This is a genomic window from Variovorax sp. EL159 (assembly GCF_900100965.1).
In the GTDB taxonomy this organism is placed as follows: domain Bacteria; phylum Pseudomonadota; class Gammaproteobacteria; order Burkholderiales; family Burkholderiaceae_C; genus Variovorax.
On record NZ_FMUJ01000001.1, the window covers coordinates 39345 to 58495 of the forward strand.

At 64.3% G+C, this 19151-nt stretch carries 21 protein-coding genes; 18 read left to right on the plus strand and 3 right to left on the minus strand.

The features are described 5' to 3' along the window. Nucleotides 1-5: 5 nt before the first annotated feature. From BLQ28_RS00165 to BLQ28_RS00175, 3 genes are read right to left on the minus strand one after another with little or no spacing between them, the layout of a single operon-like run. Entirely contained in the window at nt 6-1163 is a 1158-nt protein-coding gene (locus BLQ28_RS00165; protein WP_093236555.1) for an MFS transporter, read from the minus strand. 2 nt (nt 1164-1165) lie between these two features. Beyond that, nucleotides 1166-1927: an SAM-dependent methyltransferase gene (locus tag BLQ28_RS00170; protein ID WP_093236556.1), complete on the minus strand. Its 762-nt coding sequence runs from the start codon at nt 1925-1927 to the stop codon at nt 1166-1168. Further along, on the minus strand, nt 1924-2505 hold the full coding sequence (locus tag BLQ28_RS00175) for a Maf family nucleotide pyrophosphatase (RefSeq protein WP_093236557.1): 582 nt from the start codon (nt 2503-2505) through the stop codon (nt 1924-1926). Before BLQ28_RS00175 ends, BLQ28_RS00170 begins: the two co-directional genes overlap by 4 nt. An 82-nt stretch (nt 2506-2587) precedes the next feature. Between BLQ28_RS00175 and BLQ28_RS00180 the strand changes: the two genes are divergently transcribed. The 18 genes from BLQ28_RS00180 (at nt 2588) to era (ending at nt 19032) form a co-directional block, all read left to right on the plus strand. Next, nucleotides 2588-3145 (plus strand): YceD family protein, encoded by a 558-nt coding sequence (locus tag BLQ28_RS00180; RefSeq protein ID WP_093236558.1) that lies wholly within the window; start codon nt 2588-2590, stop codon nt 3143-3145. A gap of 164 nt (nt 3146-3309) precedes the next feature. Beyond that, complete coding sequence (gene rpmF, locus BLQ28_RS00185; protein WP_007830466.1) at nt 3310-3492, plus strand: 50S ribosomal protein L32; 183 nt, start codon at nt 3310-3312, stop codon at nt 3490-3492. Between the two features lie 61 nt (nt 3493-3553). After that, complete coding sequence (plsX, locus tag BLQ28_RS00190) at nt 3554-4651, plus strand: phosphate acyltransferase PlsX (RefSeq protein ID WP_093236559.1); 1098 nt, start codon at nt 3554-3556, stop codon at nt 4649-4651. Next, nucleotides 4651-5628: a beta-ketoacyl-ACP synthase III gene (locus tag BLQ28_RS00195; RefSeq protein WP_093236560.1), complete on the plus strand. Its 978-nt coding sequence runs from the start codon at nt 4651-4653 to the stop codon at nt 5626-5628. Before plsX ends, BLQ28_RS00195 begins: the two co-directional genes overlap by 1 nt. Before the next feature lie 51 nt (nt 5629-5679). Then, nucleotides 5680-6633 carry an ACP S-malonyltransferase gene (gene fabD, locus BLQ28_RS00200; protein WP_093236561.1) on the plus strand — a complete coding sequence of 318 codons (954 nt, stop codon included), beginning with the start codon at nt 5680-5682 and terminating at the stop codon, nt 6631-6633. A gap of 30 nt (nt 6634-6663) precedes the next feature. After that, complete coding sequence (gene fabG / locus BLQ28_RS00205) at nt 6664-7407, plus strand: 3-oxoacyl-ACP reductase FabG (protein WP_093236562.1); 744 nt, start codon at nt 6664-6666, stop codon at nt 7405-7407. 100 nt (nt 7408-7507) lie between these two features. Continuing rightward, nucleotides 7508-7747 (plus strand): acyl carrier protein, encoded by a 240-nt coding sequence (acpP, locus tag BLQ28_RS00210; protein WP_007830471.1) that lies wholly within the window; start codon nt 7508-7510, stop codon nt 7745-7747. A 99-nt stretch (nt 7748-7846) separates the two neighbouring features. After that, complete coding sequence (fabF, locus tag BLQ28_RS00215) at nt 7847-9091, plus strand: beta-ketoacyl-ACP synthase II (RefSeq protein WP_093236563.1); 1245 nt, start codon at nt 7847-7849, stop codon at nt 9089-9091. Between the two features lie 13 nt (nt 9092-9104). Further along, entirely contained in the window at nt 9105-9587 is a 483-nt protein-coding gene (locus BLQ28_RS00220; protein ID WP_093236564.1) for a hypothetical protein, read from the plus strand. A gap of 10 nt (nt 9588-9597) precedes the next feature. Beyond that, on the plus strand, nt 9598-10272 hold the full coding sequence (gene rpoE, locus BLQ28_RS00225; protein ID WP_093236565.1) for an RNA polymerase sigma factor RpoE: 675 nt from the start codon (nt 9598-9600) through the stop codon (nt 10270-10272). Nucleotides 10273-10289: 17 nt separating this feature from the next. After that, complete coding sequence (locus tag BLQ28_RS00230; protein ID WP_093236566.1) at nt 10290-10961, plus strand: sigma-E factor negative regulatory protein; 672 nt, start codon at nt 10290-10292, stop codon at nt 10959-10961. A 23-nt stretch (nt 10962-10984) separates the two neighbouring features. Further along, nucleotides 10985-12055, plus strand: coding sequence for a MucB/RseB C-terminal domain-containing protein (locus BLQ28_RS00235; RefSeq protein ID WP_093236567.1), 1071 nt, complete (start codon nt 10985-10987; stop codon nt 12053-12055). Between the two features lie 105 nt (nt 12056-12160). After that, a complete protein-coding gene (locus BLQ28_RS00240; protein WP_093236568.1) occupies nt 12161-13648 on the plus strand; it encodes a DegQ family serine endoprotease in 1488 nt (495 codons plus the stop codon). Nucleotides 13649-14170: 522 nt separating this feature from the next. Continuing rightward, nucleotides 14171-15982 carry a translation elongation factor 4 gene (gene lepA, locus BLQ28_RS00245; protein ID WP_093236569.1) on the plus strand — a complete coding sequence of 604 codons (1812 nt, stop codon included), beginning with the start codon at nt 14171-14173 and terminating at the stop codon, nt 15980-15982. Between the two features lie 7 nt (nt 15983-15989). Continuing rightward, entirely contained in the window at nt 15990-16955 is a 966-nt protein-coding gene (gene lepB, locus BLQ28_RS00250) for a signal peptidase I (RefSeq protein WP_093236570.1), read from the plus strand. A gap of 31 nt (nt 16956-16986) precedes the next feature. Continuing rightward, nucleotides 16987-17355, plus strand: coding sequence for a DUF4845 domain-containing protein (locus BLQ28_RS00255; protein WP_093236571.1), 369 nt, complete (start codon nt 16987-16989; stop codon nt 17353-17355). A 17-nt stretch (nt 17356-17372) separates the two neighbouring features. Beyond that, complete coding sequence (rnc, locus tag BLQ28_RS00260) at nt 17373-18059, plus strand: ribonuclease III (protein WP_093236572.1); 687 nt, start codon at nt 17373-17375, stop codon at nt 18057-18059. Between the two features lie 7 nt (nt 18060-18066). Continuing rightward, nucleotides 18067-19032 carry a GTPase Era gene (era, locus tag BLQ28_RS00265; protein ID WP_093236573.1) on the plus strand — a complete coding sequence of 322 codons (966 nt, stop codon included), beginning with the start codon at nt 18067-18069 and terminating at the stop codon, nt 19030-19032. The last annotated feature ends 119 nt before the right edge of the window (nt 19033-19151 follow it).

A 19151-nucleotide genomic window follows, 5' to 3' on the forward strand; every position in this document is an offset into this window, starting at 1 on the left:
CTTCGCTACGGCCGGTTTTCGTCGCCGGCTGTGTAGCGCGCCGAAGCCGCCAGCGCGATGGCGAAAACCACGACCACATAGAGCGCGGCGGTCAGCGAGGTCGCCCGCGCCAGCAGGCCGATCACCGCGGGGCCTGCCATGAATCCCAGGTAGGCCACCGCGGACACCGACGCAATGCCGCGTGCCGGCTCGATGCCCGGCACCTTCGCCGAGGCGGAGAACAGGATCGGCACCACATTGGCAAAGCCAACCCCCACACCTGCAAAGCCGACGAGGGCCAGCCAGGGCAGGTCGGTGAGCAACACCAGCGTCATGGCTGCCGCAGCAAGCAGGCCGCTGCCCAGCAGCAGTGCCGTCGGCTGGAAGCGGGCGCGCATCGCATCGCCCCCGAAACGCGCCGCCGCCATGGCCGCCGAGAAACTTGCATAAGCCAGTGCCGCTTGCTGCTGTGGTGCACCGATCTCCTGCTGCATATAGAGAACGCTCCAGTCGTAGATCGCGCCCTCGGCGATCAGGCCCAGTGCGGCAAGCACGCCCAGCACTGCCAGCGTGCCGCGCGGCAGGCGAAAGCTGTGATCGGCGGCAGCCCCGTCGCCTGCGGAGGCGGGTTTCGGCAGCATGTATGCCGAAGCCGCGGCAACGACCAGCACCATGGCGCCGGCCACCAGCAGCAGGTGCGCCTGTGCGCCGAGCCCTGCGGCAAGCGCCGCGCTGCCACTGGCAGCGCCGGCCATGCCGCCAAGGCTGAACATGCCATGCATGCCGCTCATCAACGGCGTGCCGCCGAGCTGTTCGAGCTGTGCCGCCTCGGTGTTGATCGACACGTCGAACACACTGGTGACCAGGCCGAAGGCCGCCAGCAACACCAGCAGCGCTGCATAGTTCGGCACAGCGATCAGGCCGGTCAGCAGCAGCGCATAGATGCAGCCGCAGATGCCGGCCATGCGGCGTGGGCCGTGGTGCCCGATCCAGCGCCCCGCGCTGGTCAGCCCGAACATCGCACCGGCGCCGGCTGCGAGCATGGCCAGCCCAAGCTCGGCTTCGTCGATGCCGTAGTGCGCCTTCACCGTGGGCACGTGCACGCCCCAGGTCGCGAAGATGAAGCCGGCGGAAAAGAATTGCGCGCGCGAGGCCCAGCGCGTGCCTGCGGTCACGGCCACCATCGTCAGCGACCGATCGCGAACACGGCGGGCAGGCGTTCGTCCGTGCCGGCTTGCGGCTTGGCGCGCCAGCTCTTCACGGTTTCACTGCGCACGTGGGCGGTGGCCAGCGTGAGGCCGCGTGCCACGGCGAGACGGGTGTTGTGCTGCAGCGTCTGCACGAGGGCCTGCTGCAGCGCCGCGTTGCGGTAGGGTGTTTCGATGAACAGCTGTGTCTGGCCGCTCTTGAGTGCGAGCGCCTCGAGCTCGCGAATGCGGGTCTGACGCTCGCCGGCATCCTGCGGCAGGTAGCCGACGAAGGCGAAGTTCTGGCCGTTGAGGCCGCTGGCCGCCAGCGCCAGCAGCAGCGAGACCGGGCCAGTCAGTGGAACCACGGTGATGCCGAGGTCGTGCGCGGCGCGCGCCACCGAAGAGCCCGGGTCGGCCACTGCCGGCATGCCTGCTTCGCTGAGCAGGCCGATGTCGTGGCCTTCGAGTGCGGCGGCCAGCAAGGGGCGGGCATCGAACTGGCCTGCGTGATCGCCTTTCTTGTGCACTTCGCGCGGCAGTTCCTGGATGTTCTGCGCCTGCAGTGGCGCGGCCAGCGGAGCGACGGCATCGATGCGTTTCAGATAGGCGCGCGCGGACTTGGCGTTCTCGCAGATCCAGTGCGTGATGCCCGCGGCGGCCTGCAGCGTGCCTAACGGCAGGGCGTCTTGCAGCGGGGCTTGGATGTCGCAGCCGAAATCGAGCGGCGCGGGGACGAGGTAGAGCTTGCCGTGCGTCACAGGAGTTCGACCCCCGCGGCGCGCAGCATCAGGCAGGTGCGGATCAGCGGCAGGCCGACCAATGCGGTCGGGTCGTCGCTGTCGATGGCGTTCAGCAGCGCGATGCCCAGGCCTTCGCTCTTGGCGCTGCCTGCACAGTCGTAGGGTTGTTCGGCCAGAAGGTACTGCTCGATGGCTGCATCGCTGAGGTCGCGGAACACCACGCGAACTGGCGCGATGTCGCGCTGGGCGAAGCCCGTCGCGTGGCAGACGACGGCCACGGCGGTCTGGAATATCAGCGTCTGGCCGCGCATGCGGCGCAATTGAGCGGTCGCGCGGGTGTGGTCGCCGGGCTTGCCGAGGGCTTCACCGGCCAGGTCGGCCACCTGGTCGGAGCCGATGACCACCGCTTCGGGGAAGCGGGCGGCCACGGCATTGGCTTTTTCGAGCGCCAGACGGATGGCCAGGTCGCGCGGCGCTTCACCGGCCAGGGGTGTTTCGTCGACTTCGGGCGACTGCACGTCGAAGGGCAGTCGCAGGCGGTTCATCAGCTCGCGGCGGTAGCGCGAGGTCGAGGCGAGGATCACAGTGCGTTGCATGGGGACGATTGTGCGTGAGCAGTCCAAAACCCTCTCGCATGCCCGGTGTGGGGAAGCCGGCCGGCGCGATAGACTGGTGTGGATGAACAGAGAATTTGCCCCCGAACGGCTCAACGTGCCCGCTTTTGCAGCGGCCACCGCATCCATCCAGGCTGCGGACCCGGTTTCCAATTACCCGCGCCTGGTCGCCGAGCTGGCGGCGCCGGCGCCCGATGCCGTGGTCCATTGGGAGGCTACCGCCGAAGAGCGCCCCGGTGCGGACGGCAAGCCGACAGCCTGGCTGCATCTGGACGCCGAAGCGGCGGTGCCGCTGGTTTGCCAACGCTGCCTGTCGCCCGTCGACACCTTGCTGTCGGTCGACCGCTGGTTCCGTTTCGTGGCGGACGAGGCTACGGCCGAAGCCGAAGACGAGGAATCCGAAGAAGACCTGCTGGTCATCAGCCGGGATTTCGACCTCCATGCCTTGATCGAGGACGAGCTTCTGATGGAAATTCCGGTCACACCCGTCCACGATGTGTGCCCGACCCCTATCCAGCTTTCGTCCAGCGACGACGACTTCCAGGCGGCCGAAGAGGCCAAGCCGAACCCCTTTGCGGTGCTCGGAGCGTTGCGTTCGCGCAAGCCGGAAGAGGGCAAGTAGCCCTTTGCCGCAGGCTGGGCTATAATCATGGGCTTCGCGCGCGCCGCCGTGAGCAGCAATACAGAAAAAGGCATTCCATACATGCCGCCAGCCTTTTTGGTTTTTTTGTATTGCCACCGCTTGAGCCCGCATCCAATCACTCACCTAACAGTCCAGGAGCCATCATGGCCGTCCAGCAAAACAAGAAGTCGCCTTCCAAGCGCGGCATGCACCGTTCCCACAATGCGCTGGTCGTGCCCGGCATCGCCGTGGAGCCGACCACCGGTGAAACGCACCTGCGTCACCACATCAGCCCCAACGGTTTCTACCGTGGCCGCCAGGTGCTCAAGAACAAGTCTGAAGCCTGATCTCGCATCCCAAGGCCGAGGCCCGAAGCTACTTCTTTCGTAGCGTCGGGCCTTTGTTTTGATGGCTACGTCTTCTTCTTTCGAATCCGCTGTTGCGCCTTCTGCAATCACGCTCGCCGTGGATTGCATGGGAGGTGACCATGGGCCGCGCGTCACGCTGGCGGCCTGCCGCGCGTTTCTCGAGCGGCACAGCGAGGCTTCGCTGTTGCTGGTCGGTGCGCCGGCTGCGCTGGCGGGCTTCGCCGCACATCCACGTGCCCGCATCGTCGCTGCCAGCGAGGTGGTGGGCATGGACGACCCTGTCGAGATCGCATTGCGTAAGAAGAAGGATTCTTCGATGCGTGTCGCGATCCAGCAGGTGAAGGATGGCGCCGCACAGGCGGCCATCTCGGCCGGGAACACCGGCGCGCTGATGGCCATTGCGCGCTATCTGCTCAAGACGCTCGACGGCATCGATCGTCCGGCCATTGCGCCGCAACTGCCTAACGCCAAGGGCGGGGCGACAACCGTGCTGGACCTTGGCGCGAACGTCGATTGCGATGCCGAAGATCTGCTTCAGTTTGCCGTGCTCGGCTCTGCCCTCGTTTCAGCCTTGACCGGCAACGAGGCGCCATCGGTGGGCCTGCTCAATATTGGCGAAGAGGCCATCAAGGGCAGCGAAACGATCAAAAAAGCAAGTCAATTGCTGCGTACGGCCGCCAACTCCAAAGATTTGAATTTCTACGGTAACGTTGAAGGCAACGACATCTTCAAGGGCACGACCGACATCATCGTTTGCGACGGTTTTGTTGGAAACGTGGCACTGAAGGCCAGCGAAGGCGTGGCTTCGATGATTCAGGAATTCATTCGGGCTGAGTTCTCTCGAAACATCTTTACCAAACTGGCGGCAATTGTTGCTTACCCGGTCTTAAAAGCTTTAAAAGGCCGGGTGGATCACCGCCGCTACAACGGCGCGGCACTTCTGGGGCTGCGTGGCCTGGTTTTCAAAAGCCATGGTTCGGCTGACGAAGTGGCTTTCGGCCATGCGCTGGATCGCGCTTATGATGCCGCTCGCAACAACCTGCTCGATCGCGTGCGGGCCCGCATCGCCCACGCCGCGCCATTGCTCGCGCGGCAGGAACCGGCGGCGCCGGTCGACGCGACGGCCCTTCACGTTTGATGACCCCTTACTCACGCATTACCGGCACCGGCAGCTACCTGCCCCCACGCCGCGTGACCAATGACGACCTCGCCAAGGATCTGGCGGCACGCGGCATCGAGACTTCCGACCAATGGATCGTCGAGCGCACCGGCATCCATGCACGCCACTTCGCCGCACCAGACGTCACCAGCAGCGATCTGGGTTTCGAAGCCGCCAGGCATGCCCTGGAGGCTGCCGGTCGCAAGGCCAGCGACGTCGACCTGATCATCGTCGCGACTTCGACGCCCGACATGGTGTTTCCGTCGTCGGCCGCCATCCTCCAGCACAAGCTCGGCATTGCCGGCTGCCCGGCGTTCGACGTCCAGGCGGTCTGCAGCGGGTTTGTCTACGCGCTGACCGTTGCCGACGCGATGATCCGCACCGGCACGGCGCGCTGCGCACTGGTGATCGGTGCCGAGGTGTTCTCCCGCATCCTCGACTTCAATGACCGCACCACTTGCGTGTTGTTTGGCGATGGCGCCGGCGCCGTGGTGCTCGAGGCCAGCGAAGAACCAGGCATCCTGGCCAGCGATCTGCATGCCGACGGCAAGCACGTCGGCATTCTTTGCGTGCCGGGCCATGTCTCGGGTGGCAACGTGCTGGGCACGCCGCTCCTGCACATGGACGGCCAGGCCGTGTTCAAGCTTGCGGTTCGCGTGCTCGAAGAAGCGGCGCGCGCCACGTTGACCAAGGCGGGCAAGACCGAGGCCGATATCGACTGGCTGATTACGCACCAGGACAACATCCGCATCATGGAAGGCACGGCGAAAAAGCTGAAGCTTCCGCGCGAGAAGCTGATCGTCACGGTCAACGAGCACGGCAACACGTCGGCTGCCTCGATTCCGCTGGCGCTCGACGAGGCTGTGCGCTCCGGCAAGGTGAAAAAGGGCGAGACCCTCATGCTCGAAGGCGTGGGCGGTGGCTTCACCTGGGGTGCGGTGCTATTGAATCTGTAGCATGCTGCGGTACCTCGATGAGGGCCGCCATGCGATATGACGTGTAAAACAATGAAATCCTTTGCTTTTGTCTTCCCGGGTCAGGGTTCGCAGGCTGTCGGCATGCTCGACGCCTGGGGCGATCACCCGGCCGTGGTCGAAACCCTGCGCGAAGCCTCTGATGCGCTGGGCGAAGACGTCGGCGCGCTGATCAAGAGTGGTCCCAAGGAAGACTTGGCGCTTACCACCAACACCCAGCCCGTGATGCTGGTCGCAGGCGTTGCCGCATGGCGTGCCTGGCTGGCCGAAGGCGGCGCAACGCCTTCGGTGGTGGCGGGGCATTCGCTGGGTGAGTACTCGGCGCTGGTGGCCTCCGGCGTTTTGACGTTGGCTCAAGCGGCGCCGCTCGTGCGTTTTCGCGCGCAAGCCATGCAGCAGGCAGTGCCGGTGGGCGTGGGCGCGATGGCGGCTGTTCTCGGCATGGAGTCCGGCAAGGTCGTGGCGGGCTGTGCGGAGGCAACGGCTACGTTCGGCCCAGGCAGTGCCGAGATCGTCGAGGCCGTGAATTTCAATGACCCGATGCAGACGGTGATTGCCGGCAGCAAGGCTGCGGTCGACAAGGCTTGCGAGCTGCTGAAGGCCAACGGCGCCAAGCGTGCACTGTTGCTGCCCGTGTCGGCGCCGTTCCATTCGAGCCTGATGAAGCCGGCCGCCGAGGCGCTGCGCGAAAAGCTGGCCAGCCTGACGCTGGCGGCACCGCAGATCCCGGTGTTGAACAACATCGACGTGGCGATCGAAACCGATGCGGACCGCATCCGCGACGCGCTGGTGCGTCAGGCCGCGGGCCCGGTCCGTTGGGTCGAAAGCATCCAGGCCTTGAAACTGCGCGGCGTAGCCGCCATCATCGAGTGCGGCCCTGGCAAGGTGCTGGCTGGCATGGTGAAGCGCATCGCCCCCGATCTCGAAGCCGCGTCGGTGTACGACCCGGTCACGCTCGCGGAAACCCGACAATCGCTCGCCGGCTGACCGGCGCAAGGCCCCGATACTTTTTCTCTTATGAGTATTCCCAAATTCGAAGGGCAAGTCGCCCTGGTCACCGGTGCATCGCGCGGCATCGGCGCGGCGATCGCCCTGGAGCTTGCCCAGCGCGGCCTGAAGGTCGTGGGCACCGGCACCACCGACGAAGGTGCGGCAAAGATCACCTCGGCCCTGAGTGCCTTTGACGGCCGCGGCCGTGCACTCGACGTGAACGACGGCGCTGCCGTCGAAGCCCTGATCGACGAGATCGTGAAGGCTTACGGCGCTATCCACGTGCTGGTCAACAACGCCGGCATCACGCGCGACACGCTCGCCATGCGCATGAAGGACGACGACTGGGATGCGGTGCTCGACACCAATCTGAAGGCCGTCTTTCGCCTGTCGCGCGCGGTGATCCGACCCATGATGAAGCAGCGCTATGGCCGGATCATCAGCATCACCAGCGTGGTGGGCGCCTCCGGCAATGCCGGCCAGGCCAACTACGCGGCTGCCAAGGCCGGCGTGTCGGGCATGACCCGTGCGCTGGCCCGTGAACTCGGCAGCCGTAACATCACCGTCAACTGTGTCGCGCCCGGTTTCATCGAAACCGACATGACGGCCAGCCTCCCGGAAGCCCAGCAACAGGCGCTGCTCCAGCAGATCCCGCTCGGCCATCTGGGCAAGCCGGCAGACATCGCGCATGCAGTGGCTTACCTCGCATCGCCCCAGGCTTCCTACGTGACAGGGCAAGAACTGCACGTCAACGGCGGCATGCACATGTAGCCGCAAGGCGCAATCTTTTCCCGCACCGGACGCACGGCAAATGCCACAATGCGCCCGGCTAAAATCCACCGATTACTTACAAACCCTCAGAGGGAACCAAATGAGCGATATCGAAGCACGTGTCAAGAAAATCATCGCCGAGCAACTCGGCGTGGAAGAGTCCCAAGTGACGAATGAAAAGGCCTTCGTGGCCGACCTCGGCGCCGACTCGCTCGACACGGTCGAACTCGTGATGGCACTCGAAGACGAGTTCGGCATCGAGATTCCCGACGAAGACGCCGAGAAGATCACCACGGTGCAAAACGCCGTCGACTACGCCACCAAGAATCAAAAGGCCTGATCGGCCAGCTGACAACATTGCGTCTGCGGCCGGCGGTTTTTCTTTGAACCGCATGCGCCGACAGGCCGTTGTACAGCGCTTCCAGAAAGGTTTGCCGGCATGACCAAACGCCGCGTCGTCGTGACCGGACTCGGTTGCATCGCTCCTGTCGGAAACACCGCAACCGAATCCTGGGCCAACCTGTTGGCCGGGAAGTCGGGCATTGCGAACATCACCGCGTTCGATGCAAGCGCCTTCGCCTGCAAGTTCGCCGGTGAGGTCAAGGGTTTCGACATCACCCAATACATCTCGGAGAAGGAAGCGCGTCACATGGACCGCTTCATTCATCTGGGACTCGCCGCCGCCATCCAGGCGGTGCAGGACAGCGGACTGCCGACCGGCGACGCGCTGTCCTATGAAGAGGCCGTGCGCATCGGCTGCAACATCGGCTCCGGCATCGGCGGCCTGCCGATGATCGAAGAGACGCACGGCGAATACGCGAGCCGCGGCCCGCGCCGCATTTCGCCATTCTTCGTGCCGGCATCGATCATCAACATGATCTCGGGCCACGTGTCGATCAAGTACGGCTTCAAGGGCCCGAACATCGCTGTTGTCACCGCCTGCACCACCGGCTTGCATGCCATCGGAACGTCGGCTCGCATGATCGAGTACGGCGATGCCGACGTGATGATCGCGGGCGGTGCCGAGTCGACCATTTCGCCGCTCGGCATTGGCGGCTTCACGGCGCCCCGCGCGCTGAGCACCCGCAATGACGACCCCACCACGGCTTCGCGCCCGTGGGACAAGGACCGCGACGGTTTCGTGCTGGGCGAGGGCGCCGGCGTGCTGGTGCTCGAAGAGTACGAACATGCCAAGGCGCGCGGCGCCAAGATCTACGCGGAAGTCTCGGGCTTCGGCCTGACCGGTGACGCGTACCACATGACCGCGCCCGACGTCGACGGCCCACGCCGCTCGATGGCCATGGCACTGGCCAATGCCGGCGTCAATGCCGACGAAGTCCAGTACCTCAATGCGCACGGCACCTCGACGCAGATCGGCGACGTCAACGAGACCAACGCGGTCAAGCTCGCCTTTGGCGATCACGCGAAGAAGCTCGTCGTCAATTCGACCAAGTCCATGACCGGCCACTTGCTGGGCGGCGCGGGCGGCATCGAATCGGTGTTCACCGTGCTTGCGCTGCATCACCAGAAGAGTCCGCCGACGATCAACATCTTCAACCAGGATCCGGAGTGCGATCTCGACTATTGCGCCAACGAGGCGCGCGATCTGAAGATCGATGTCGCGGTCAAGAACAACTTCGGCTTCGGCGGCACCAACGGCACGCTGGTGTTCAAGCGCGCTTGAGCATTGCTCTTTCATGCACAGCGCACCGTCGGTGACCTATCCGGTGGGGCGCTCGCGTGGCGCGACCCGGATTCTGATTGCCCTCTGGGCCCTGGGTGCCATCTGCGCCGGCGCATCCTGCTATCTGTTCGATAGCGTTGGATGGCGGCAGCTGCTGCTGGTTTTCAGTGTCGTGTTTTCGGGCGTCGCTGCCGGTTTCGGCTTGCGGCGCGACGGTGCGGCCGTCCTGCATTTCGACGGGCTCCGCTGGTCCCTGACGGGGGCCGACGCGAGCCGTTCCGTTCACGAGGCGCAAGCGACAGTCGCGCTCGATTTCCAGTCGCTGATGCTGGTCCGGCTCGCCGAGCCTGGCCGCGCCCGGCGCTGGCTCTGGATCGAGCAGAGGGCGATGCCGGAGCGCTGGCGCGATGTGCGTCGCGCGGTATATTCGCGCGCTCCATCCGCAGCGCCTGCTGCCGACCCCTGGCGCGCGACGGCTCCCGCCGACGTGACCTGAACCTCCCTCGATGACAACTTCTCCGCCGCCTGTGCCACCGGACTCCGGCCTGACCGACGCGTCCGCCGAGGCACCGCGTCCGGGCGAGGTCGATTTCCAGCTGGTCCAGCGCACGGTGGCGGGCGACCAGAAGGCCTTCGAGCTGCTGGTCGTCAAGTACCAGCGCCGCATCGAGCGCCTGATCGGCCGGATGGTGCGCGATGTCGACCTGATCGAGGACATCGCGCAGGAGACCTTCATCCGGGCCTACCGCGCGCTGCACCAGTTCCGTGGCGAGGCGCAGTTCTACACCTGGCTCTACCGGATCGCCGTCAACACCGCCAAGAAGGCGCTGGTGGACATGAAGCGCGATCCGACCGTCTCCGAAAGCGCCTTGCGGCCCTCTTCTGACGACGACGATGAAACTTACCGTCCTGGAAACGAACCAATCAGCGACGAAACCCCCGAATCAGTCATGGCGGCGAAGGAAATCGCCAATGTGGTCGAGACGGCCATGGACGCACTTCCGGCCGAGTTGCGCCAGGCGGTCACGCTGCGCGAGATCGAGGGCATGAGTTACGAAGAGATTGCCGAGGTCATGGATTGCCCTATCGGCACGGTGCGTTCGCGTATTTTTCGGGCGCGAGAGGCCATTTCGGCCAAGGTCAAACCGCTGCTGGACAACCAGTCCGGCAAGCGTTGGTAAGCAAGCAGGTGAATGAAATGAATCAGACGATGACGGTTCGGGAACAGGTGTCCGCACTTGCGGATGGTCATTTGCAGGGCGAGGCGTTCGCACAGGCGATCGATGCGGTCTGCAACGAGGGCGACTCGCGTGCCGCCTGGCAGGCCTACCACATGGTGGGCGATGTCCTGCGTTCGGGTTCTCATGCGCCGTGCAGCGACACGTCCGCATTTCTGGCGCGCTTTCAACAGCGGCTGGCGGCCGAGCCGGTTGCTGTCGCGCCTGTGTTGACGCCCGTCGCGGTGGCGACAGCCGTGCCTGCACAGCGCAGGGTCGAGGCGGCCAACGAGCCGGTGTTCCGCTGGAAGCTAGTGGCTGGCGCGGCCTCGCTGGTCGCGGTGGTGGCCGTCAGCTGGACGCTCGTCGGCAACGGCGCAGCGATCCCGCAAACCGGCGCGCAGATCGCGTCGGCCCAGCAGCAACAACCGGCGGTGAATTCGGTTCTCGCCGTCGCAACCACGAATGGCCAGCAGCCAGCCGGTGCTACATTGACCCCGACCCGGGTGATCGTCGGTAACGGCGCGCCGCAGGTCATGCTGCGCGATCCGCGACTCGATCAACTGCTCGAGGCACATCAGCAAGCTGGCGGTGCTTCGCAAATGCCTTCCGGATTCCTGCGCAACGCCACCTTCGAGGGGCCCACGCGCTGAGTGCGCGCCCTTAGCTGCCCGTAATGACCGTTCAGATGCCGATCTCCGCACGCGCCTGCGTGCTTGTGTTTGCAGCTTTTTGCCTGGCGCAGGCTGCCACCGCGCAGACCCGCTCGGGCTCGACGAATGCGAAGAGTGCGGCAACCGCGCAGACGGACGAGCCGCCGGCGATGAGCGTGACCGAGTGGCTGCAGCGCATGCACGCGGGTGCTCGGCAGCGCAACTATGTGGGGACTTTCGTGGTGTCGGCACCGGGTGGTGATCTGTCGAGTGCACGCATCTGGCACGTGCGCGATGGCGATCACCAGATCGAGCGCATCGAGGCGCTGTCGGGGCCGCAGCGTTCGACCTTCCGGCGCAATCGCAACGTCATGACCTTCCTGCCCGAAGTGAAGGTCGTCAAGGTCGAGAAGCGCGAGAACCTCGATCTCTTCCCGAATCTCCCTGAAAAGCCCGACTCGTCGATCAGCGATTTCTACGACGTGCGGGCCATCGGCAAGGACCGCGTGGCCGGCTTCGATGCCGATGTGGTGCAACTGGTGCCGCACGACGGACTGCGCTTCGGCTATCGCATCTGGAGCGAGCGCCGCTCGGGTCTCGTGGTGAAGCTTCAGACCATCGACAGCGAATCCCGCGTGGTGGAGCAGTCGGCGTTCTCCGAGCTGCAGCTCGATGTGCCTATCAAGGCGCAGGCCCTGGCGCAGATGATGGCCAACACGTCCGGTTATCGCATCGAGAAGCTGGAGCTCGAGCGCACCACGGCGCAGGACGAAGGCTGGGCTCTCAGTACACCCGTGGCCGGATTCAAGCCCCGAAGCTTCTTCCGGCGTCCGGCCAGCGATGGCAAGTCGTCCAAGCCGGACGCTACGACGGTTCAATGGACCTTCTCTGATGGCCTTGCCTCGGTGTCGCTTTTCATCGAGCGCTACGACGCGGTGCGCGCACCCCGCGATGGCGTGCTGACCATCGGCGCGACCAACGCAATCCGTCGTCGCCTGCCTGAGCCGGCCAGCGACTGGTGGTTGACCGCCGTCGGCGAAGTGCCACAGCAGACACTCAACGCATTTGCTCAAAGTCTTGCGCGCACGCGCTGACGGGCCGCGAACGCGAAAGCTGCTCCCCTTGCGCTGAACCAAGCACGCGCCGCAGACTCACAGCATTTGTTGTTTTAGCCGCTCTGTTCTTTTGAAAGAAAACCGATGATCTTCAAAGTCGAGGGACACAAGCTTCGTTCCGGCCTGCTGGCGTTTGCACTTGCGGTGACTGCGGGTGCCACCTTCCTGCCGGTCGAGTCGGTCCATGCGCAGACGCGCACGCTGCCCGACTTCACCGATCTGGTCGATCAGGTCGGCCCTTCCGTGGTCAACATCCGCACCGTCGAGAAGGTTGCGCAGCGCGGTGGTGGCAACGGCGAGATGGACGAGGAGATGCAGGAGTTCTTCCGCCGCTTCTTCGGCCAGCCGCTTCCGGGCGTGCCGCGCCAGGGGCCGCGTTCGAACAAGCCTCAGCAGCAGCCGCAGGAAGAAGAGCGCCCGCGCGGCGTAGGGTCTGGTTTCATCCTGACGCCCGACGGCTATGTCATGACCAACGCGCACGTGGTGGAAGACGCCTCGGAGGTCATGGTCACGCTGCCCGACAAGCGCGAATTCAAGGCCAAGATCGTCGGCGCCGACAAGCGCACCGACGTCGCGGTCGTCAAGATCGAGGCCACGGGCCTGCCCGCCGTGAAGGTGGGCGACATCTCCAAGCTGCGCGTGGGCGAATGGGTGATGGCCATCGGCTCGCCCTTCGGCCTCGAGAACACCGTCACCGCGGGCATCGTCAGCGCCAAGCAGCGCGACACCGGCGAATACCTGCCGTTCATCCAGACCGACGTGGCCATCAACCCCGGCAACTCGGGCGGCCCGCTGATCAACATGCGCGGCGAAGTGGTGGGCATCAACAGCCAGATCTACTCGCGCTCGGGCGGCTTCATGGGCATCTCGTTCTCGATCCCGATCGATGAGGCGATCCGTGTCAGCGACCAGTTGCGCACCTCGGGTCGCGTCTCGCGCGGCCGTATCGGCGTGCAGATCGATCAGGTCACCAAGGACGTGGCCGAGGCCATCGGACTGGGCAAGGCGCAAGGCGCGCTGGTGCGTGGCGTCGAAGCCGGATCGCCGGGCGAGAAGGCGGGTGTCGAGCCGGGTGACGTCATCACCAAGTTCGACGGCAAGCCCATCGAAAAGCCGAGCGATCTGCCGCGCCTCGTGGGCAATACCAAGCCGGGCACCAAGAGCACGCTCACCGTGTTCCGTCGCGGTGCCTCGCGCGACCTGAGCGTGACCATCGCCGAGATCGAGCCCGACAAGCCTGCCAAGCGTGGGGCCGACAAGGATGAGCCGGCGCCGAAGCCGTCGGCTTCCGCTGCCGCCAAGTCGCTGGGCCTTGCGGTGAGCGATCTCAGCGATGCACAGAAAAAGGAGCTCAAGCTCAAGGGTGGCGTGAAGGTCGATACCGCCAGCGACGCCGCTGCGCGCGCTGGTCTGCGCGAGGGCGACATCATCCTGGCCGTTGGCAATATCGAGGTCGCCAACGCACGGGAATTCGAGTCTGCCATTGGGAAGGCCGACAAGAGCAAGGCGCTCAGCGTGCTGTTCCGCCGGGGGGACTGGGCCCAATACGCCCTGATCCGTCCCGCACGCTGATCTGACGCTGGCGTCAAGTGGCCCCACCCGGCAGTCGGGTTTGGGGCCGTTTTTTTGAGGTGTTTACGACGTTCCGGCGCCGGGCTTGAAAAAAATCTGGGTGCCGGAAAGCGATGATTTTTGTTTGTGTTTACTAACTTACAGCGGGGCTAAGGACGGTTTTCGGTAGAATAGGGCTCCCTCGGCGGGTGGTCAGCGCATAAGGAGTGCAATGACCTTCACGATGCGAGATGTCAGACAGCAGTCCACCGGTGCTCCACAGATCGCCCACAAGTTGTTCAGTGAGTGCTCCACCGATCCTGTTGATAAGCTGTTTATATCTTTGATGTTGTGGACCTGCAACGACCCCTTTGGACCCTGTTCCCGGATGTACGTGCTTCCCTTTTTGCCTACAATGAAGTTCCAACTACTGCAGTTGCCATTGCTTGTTGGTTCAGGGCGCGTCTCCAGAAGACGCGCCCTTTTTTCTTGCCCGTCGCACTCTGCGGCCGAGCCAATTCAAGTACTTAAGCGTTCCCGTTGATGAATCACATCAGAAATTTTTCGATCATTGCGCACATCGATCACGGCAAGTCGACGCTCGCAGACCGTTTGATCCAGCGTTGCGGTGGTCTCGCAGAACGCGAGATGGAAGCGCAGGTGCTCGACTCGATGGACATCGAAAAAGAGCGTGGGATAACCATCAAGGCGCAGACCGCTGCGCTGCACTACAAGGCACGCGACGGACAGGTCTACAACCTCAATCTGATCGACACGCCGGGCCACGTCGACTTCTCTTATGAAGTGAGCCGCTCGCTGTCGGCATGCGAAGGCGCGTTGCTCGTCGTCGATGCATCGCAGGGCGTTGAAGCGCAGACCGTGGCCAACTGCTACACCGCGCTCGACCTCGGCGTCGAAGTGGTGCCGGTGCTCAACAAGATGGATTTGCCGAACGCGGATCCCGACAACGCACGCACCGAAATCGAAGACGTGATCGGCATCGACGCGACCGATGCGATTCCATGTTCCGCCAAAACCGGCCTGGGCATCGACGAGATTCTCGAAGCCATCGTCCACAAGATGCCTGCACCGCGCGGCAATCCCGACGGTCCGCTGCGCGCGATGATCGTCGACAGCTGGTTCGACCCGTACGTCGGCGTCGTCATGCTGGTGCGCGTGGTCGACGGCCGGCTCGTGAAGGGCGAGCGCATCAAGATGATGGCGTCGGGCGCGATGTACAACGCCGACAGCGTGGGCGTGTTCACGCCCGCCAACGAACCGCGCCCTTCGCTCGAAGCGGGCGAGGTGGGCTACATCATCGCGGGCATCAAGGAGCTGCAGGCGGCCAAGGTCGGCGACACCGTCACGCTGATCAAGCCGGGCACCGGCGGTGCGGCGGCCACGGCCACCGAAGCGCTGCCGGGCTTCAAGGAAATCCAGCCGCAGGTGTTTGCGGGTCTCTATCCGACCGAAGCCAGCGAGTACGACTCGCTGCGCGATGCGCTCGAAAAGCTCAAGCTCAACGATTCGTCGCTGCGCTACGAACCTGAGGTGAGCCAGGCGCTGGGCTTCGGCTTCCGCTGCGGCTTCCTGGGCCTGCTGCACATGGAAATCGTGCAGGAGCGGCTGGAGCGCGAGTTCGACCAGGACCTGATCACGACCGCGCCCAGCGTGGTCTACCAGGTGGTCAAGAACGACGGCGAAGTGATCATGGTCGAGAACCCGTCCAAGATGCCCGACGTCGGCCGCATGAGCGAGATCCGCGAGCCGATCGTGACCGTGCACCTCTACATGCCTCAGGAGTACGTCGGCTCGGTCATGACGCTGGCCAACCAGAAGCGTGGCGTGCAGATCAACATGGCCTACCACGGCCGTCAGGTCATGCTGACCTACGAGATGCCGCTCGGCGAAATCGTGCTCGACTTCTTCGACAAGCTGAAGTCGGTCAGCCGGGGCTATGCCTCGATGGACTACGAGTTCAAGGAATACCGTGCATCGGACGTGGTGAAGGTCGACATCCTGTTGAACGGCGACAAGGTCGACGCGCTCTCGATCATCGTGCACCGCAGCCAGTCGCAGTTCCGCGGCCGGGCGGTGGTGTCGAAGATGCGCGAGATCATTTCGCGCCAGATGTACGACGTGGCGATCCAGGCCGCCATCGGGGTCACCATCATTGCGCGTGAGACAATCAAGGCGCTTCGCAAGAACGTGCTGGCCAAGTGCTATGGCGGCGACATTTCCCGCAAGAAGAAGCTGCTCGAGAAGCAGAAGGCGGGCAAGAAAAGAATGAAGCAGATCGGCTCTGTCGAGGTCCCGCAAGAGGCCTTCCTCGCGATTCTGCAAGTCGAAGACTGATCAAAAAATGGCATTCATCACCTCCCTGGTTCTCGCGGCATTTGCCGGCTATGTCGGCGCCTGGTATTTCGGCGTGATCGAAGGCAACTTCGCACTGCTGCTGTTCCTGGCCACGGTGGTCACCGGCCTTTACTGGCTGGCGGAACGCTTCTATTTCCTGCCGAAGCGCGAGCAGGCCGCCGCCAAGCTCGAGGCCTCGATGGCCGAGCGCAACGCGCGGCTGGCCGGGCAGGGCATTACACAGGTCGACACGGTCGATGCCAAGGCGAGCGACCGGCTGCTGATGCAGCCCTGGTGGCTCGACTGGACCGCCGGCCTGTTCCCCGTGATCCTGGTGGTGTTCCTGCTGCGCTCGTTCCTGTACGAGCCCTTCAAGATTCCCTCGGGCTCGATGATGCCCACGCTGCTGACCGGCGACCTGATCCTGGTCAATAAGTTCACCTACGGCCTGCGCCTGCCGGTCATCAACACCAAGATCACCGACGGCACGCCGCTGGCGCGTGGCGACGTGGTGGTGTTCCGCTACCCGCCCAAGCCGAGCATGGACTACATCAAGCGCGTGGTCGGCATCCCGGGCGACGAGGTGGCGTACCTGAACAAGAAGCTCACGATCAACGGCAAGCCGGTTTCCAAGGAACCGGCTGCCGACTACCTTGACGGCGAATCGATGCGCCTGCTCAAGCAGTTCGACGAGAACCTGGGCGGCAAGCAGCACAAGATCCTCAACGACGACGCGGCCCCGTCTTTCGTGCCCGGCGCCAGTGACTTCCCGTTCCGTGAAAACTGCCGCTATTCCGTCGAAGGCGTGGTCTGCAAGGTGCCCGCCGGCCAATATTTCATGATGGGCGACAACCGCGATAATTCGGCGGATTCACGCTACTGGGGCTTCGTGCCTGACCAGAACATCGTGGGCAGGGCTTTCTTCGTTTGGATGAATTTCAGCGATCTGGGGCGCATCGGTCCGTTTCAATAAGCAGTCAAAACTGTTCGAGGGGTAAGAGGGCATGAGAACAAACCGGTCTATCCGCAGCAGGGCCGCGCAACAGCGCGGCATCTCGTTCATCGGCTTGGTGTTCGTCGCGGTGGTGCTCGGCTGCCTGGGCGTGGTCGTCGCGCAGGTCATTCCGACGCTGATCGAATGGCAGGCGATCGACAAGGCCGCCAACAAGGCCAAGGAAGGCACGACGGTGCCCGAAGTGCGCGCGATCTTCGATCGTGCGCAGGCCATCGACGACTTCAAGTCGGTCAGTGGCAAGGACCTCGACATCAAGAAGGTCGGCGACAAGGTGGTCGTGTCGTACGCATACGAGCGCGAGATCCCATTGTTCGGGCCAGCCTACCTGACGCTCAAGTACAAAGGCGAGACCCGCTGAACGCGGCGCTTAAAAAGGTGGACGGCAGCCTTGTCGCGCTGCAGGCGCGTCTCCAGCACAAGTTCTCCGACACCCGGCTGCTTCAGCTCGCGCTGACGCACCGCAGTTTTTCGGCCGATCACAACGAGCGCCTCGAGTTTCTCGGCGACTCGGTGCTGAACCTCGCGGTTTCCCATCTGCTCTACATCCGCCTTTCGGCACTGCCCGAGGGCGACTTGTCGCGCGTGCGTGCTAACCTGGTCAAGCAGGACACCCTGCACCGGCTGGCGCTCGAGCTGGCACTGTCGCCGCTGCTGCGGCTCGGTGAAGGCGAGGCCCGCTCGGGCGGCCCCAACCGGCCGTCGATCCTGGCTGACGCGCTCGAGGCACTGATTGGCGCCGTCTATCTCGATGCCGGCTTTGCTGCCGCGCAGGCGCTGGTGCACCGGCTGTACGAGTCGGTCGAAATCACGCCGCGCATGGAAGCGGCGGCCAAGGACCCCAAGACCGAATTGCAGGAATGGCTGCAGGGTCACAAAATGAAGCTGCCGGTGTACCGCGTGGCAGCGACGCTGGGCGCCGCGCACAAGCAGACTTTCGATGTCGAGTGCGAGGTGCCCGAGTTGGGCCTTCGCGAACGCGGCATCGGCGGCTCGCGCCGCGCCGGCGAGCAGGCTGCCGCGGCCGCCATGTTGATCCGGCTCAAGGCACGCGGCGCCGCGTGAAATCACAATGAACGATGCTATCAATCCCGTAGCGGAACCCGAAGACACCGCTGGCGGTTCGAGCGCTACCGGCCCGCAGCACTGCGGCCTTATCGCCATCGTCGGCAAGCCCAATGTGGGCAAGTCGACGCTGCTCAATGCGCTGGTCGGCCAGAAGATCAGCATCACCTCGCGCAAGGCGCAGACCACGCGGCACCGCATCACCGGCATGCGCACGCTGGGCGCGACGCAGTTCGTCTTCGTCGATACGCCGGGCTTCCAGACCTTGCACGCCAACGCACTGAACAAGTCGCTCAACAAGACCGTGCAGGGCGCCGTCGGCGATGTGGACCTGATCCTGTTCGTGGTCGAGGCCGGCAGCTTCACGCCAGCCGACGAGCGCGTGCTCAAGCTGCTCGGCAAAGGCATTCCGACCGTGCTGCTGGCGAACAAGCTCGACAACGTGCACCGCCGTGGCGACATCGCGCCCTGGCTGCAGACCATGCAGGGCAAGCACAGCTTTGCCGAGTACGTGCCGATGTCGGCCAAGAACGCCAAGGACGTCGAGCGCCTGTTCGGCATCTGCGAAAAGTACCTGCCCGAGCAGCCCTGGTTCTACGACGAGGACGAACTCACCGACCGCAGCGAGAAGTTCCTGGCCGGCGAACTGGTGCGCGAGAAGCTGTTCCGCCTCACGGGCGACGAGCTGCCCTACACCTCGACCGTCATCATCGACAAGTTCGAGGAAGAGCCGCCCCAGAAAAAAGGCCAGAAGCGCCTGCTGCGCATTGCCGCCACCATCGTGGTCGAGCGCGACGGCCACAAGGCCATGGTGATCGGCGACAAGGGCGAGCGCATCAAGCGCATCGGCATGGAAACCCGCGTCGAGCTCGAAAAGCTGGCCGACGCCAAGGTGTTCCTCGAGCTCTGGGTCAAGGTCCGCTCGGGCTGGGCCGACGACGAGGCGCGTGTGCGCTCCTTCGGCTACGAATAAGCACGGGCAAATCTTTGGGCTTGCTCGCTTTGTGCAGCCGCCAATTCCCTTGCAGGCGGTAACGCCAGCAGCCCGGCCAGGCCGGTTGCGCGGCGCCTGCCGGCTTCATCAAGCCTCGA

Excerpts from the sequence above, each read along its gene's own strand:
- BLQ28_RS00165 (WP_093236555.1), bottom strand. The coding sequence starts at position 1,163 with ATGGTGGCCGTGACCGCAGGCACGCGCTGGGCCTCGCGCGCGCAATTC.
- BLQ28_RS00175 (WP_093236557.1), bottom strand. The coding sequence starts at position 2,505 with ATGCAACGCACTGTGATCCTCGCCTCGACCTCGCGCTACCGCCGCGAG.
- BLQ28_RS00180 (WP_093236558.1), top strand. The coding sequence starts at position 2,588 with ATGAACAGAGAATTTGCCCCCGAACGGCTCAACGTGCCCGCTTTTGCA.
- rpmF (WP_007830466.1), top strand. The coding sequence starts at position 3,310 with ATGGCCGTCCAGCAAAACAAGAAGTCGCCTTCCAAGCGCGGCATGCAC.
- plsX (WP_093236559.1), top strand. The coding sequence starts at position 3,554 with ATGGCTACGTCTTCTTCTTTCGAATCCGCTGTTGCGCCTTCTGCAATC.
- BLQ28_RS00195 (WP_093236560.1), top strand. The coding sequence starts at position 4,651 with ATGACCCCTTACTCACGCATTACCGGCACCGGCAGCTACCTGCCCCCA.
- fabD (WP_093236561.1), top strand. The coding sequence starts at position 5,680 with ATGAAATCCTTTGCTTTTGTCTTCCCGGGTCAGGGTTCGCAGGCTGTC.
- fabG (WP_093236562.1), top strand. The coding sequence starts at position 6,664 with ATGAGTATTCCCAAATTCGAAGGGCAAGTCGCCCTGGTCACCGGTGCA.
- acpP (WP_007830471.1), top strand. The coding sequence starts at position 7,508 with ATGAGCGATATCGAAGCACGTGTCAAGAAAATCATCGCCGAGCAACTC.
- fabF (WP_093236563.1), top strand. The coding sequence starts at position 7,847 with ATGACCAAACGCCGCGTCGTCGTGACCGGACTCGGTTGCATCGCTCCT.
- BLQ28_RS00220 (WP_093236564.1), top strand. The coding sequence starts at position 9,105 with ATGCACAGCGCACCGTCGGTGACCTATCCGGTGGGGCGCTCGCGTGGC.
- rpoE (WP_093236565.1), top strand. The coding sequence starts at position 9,598 with ATGACAACTTCTCCGCCGCCTGTGCCACCGGACTCCGGCCTGACCGAC.
- BLQ28_RS00230 (WP_093236566.1), top strand. The coding sequence starts at position 10,290 with ATGAATCAGACGATGACGGTTCGGGAACAGGTGTCCGCACTTGCGGAT.
- BLQ28_RS00235 (WP_093236567.1), top strand. The coding sequence starts at position 10,985 with ATGACCGTTCAGATGCCGATCTCCGCACGCGCCTGCGTGCTTGTGTTT.
- BLQ28_RS00240 (WP_093236568.1), top strand. The coding sequence starts at position 12,161 with ATGATCTTCAAAGTCGAGGGACACAAGCTTCGTTCCGGCCTGCTGGCG.
- lepA (WP_093236569.1), top strand. The coding sequence starts at position 14,171 with ATGAATCACATCAGAAATTTTTCGATCATTGCGCACATCGATCACGGC.
- lepB (WP_093236570.1), top strand. The coding sequence starts at position 15,990 with ATGGCATTCATCACCTCCCTGGTTCTCGCGGCATTTGCCGGCTATGTC.
- BLQ28_RS00255 (WP_093236571.1), top strand. The coding sequence starts at position 16,987 with ATGAGAACAAACCGGTCTATCCGCAGCAGGGCCGCGCAACAGCGCGGC.
- era (WP_093236573.1), top strand. The coding sequence starts at position 18,067 with ATGAACGATGCTATCAATCCCGTAGCGGAACCCGAAGACACCGCTGGC.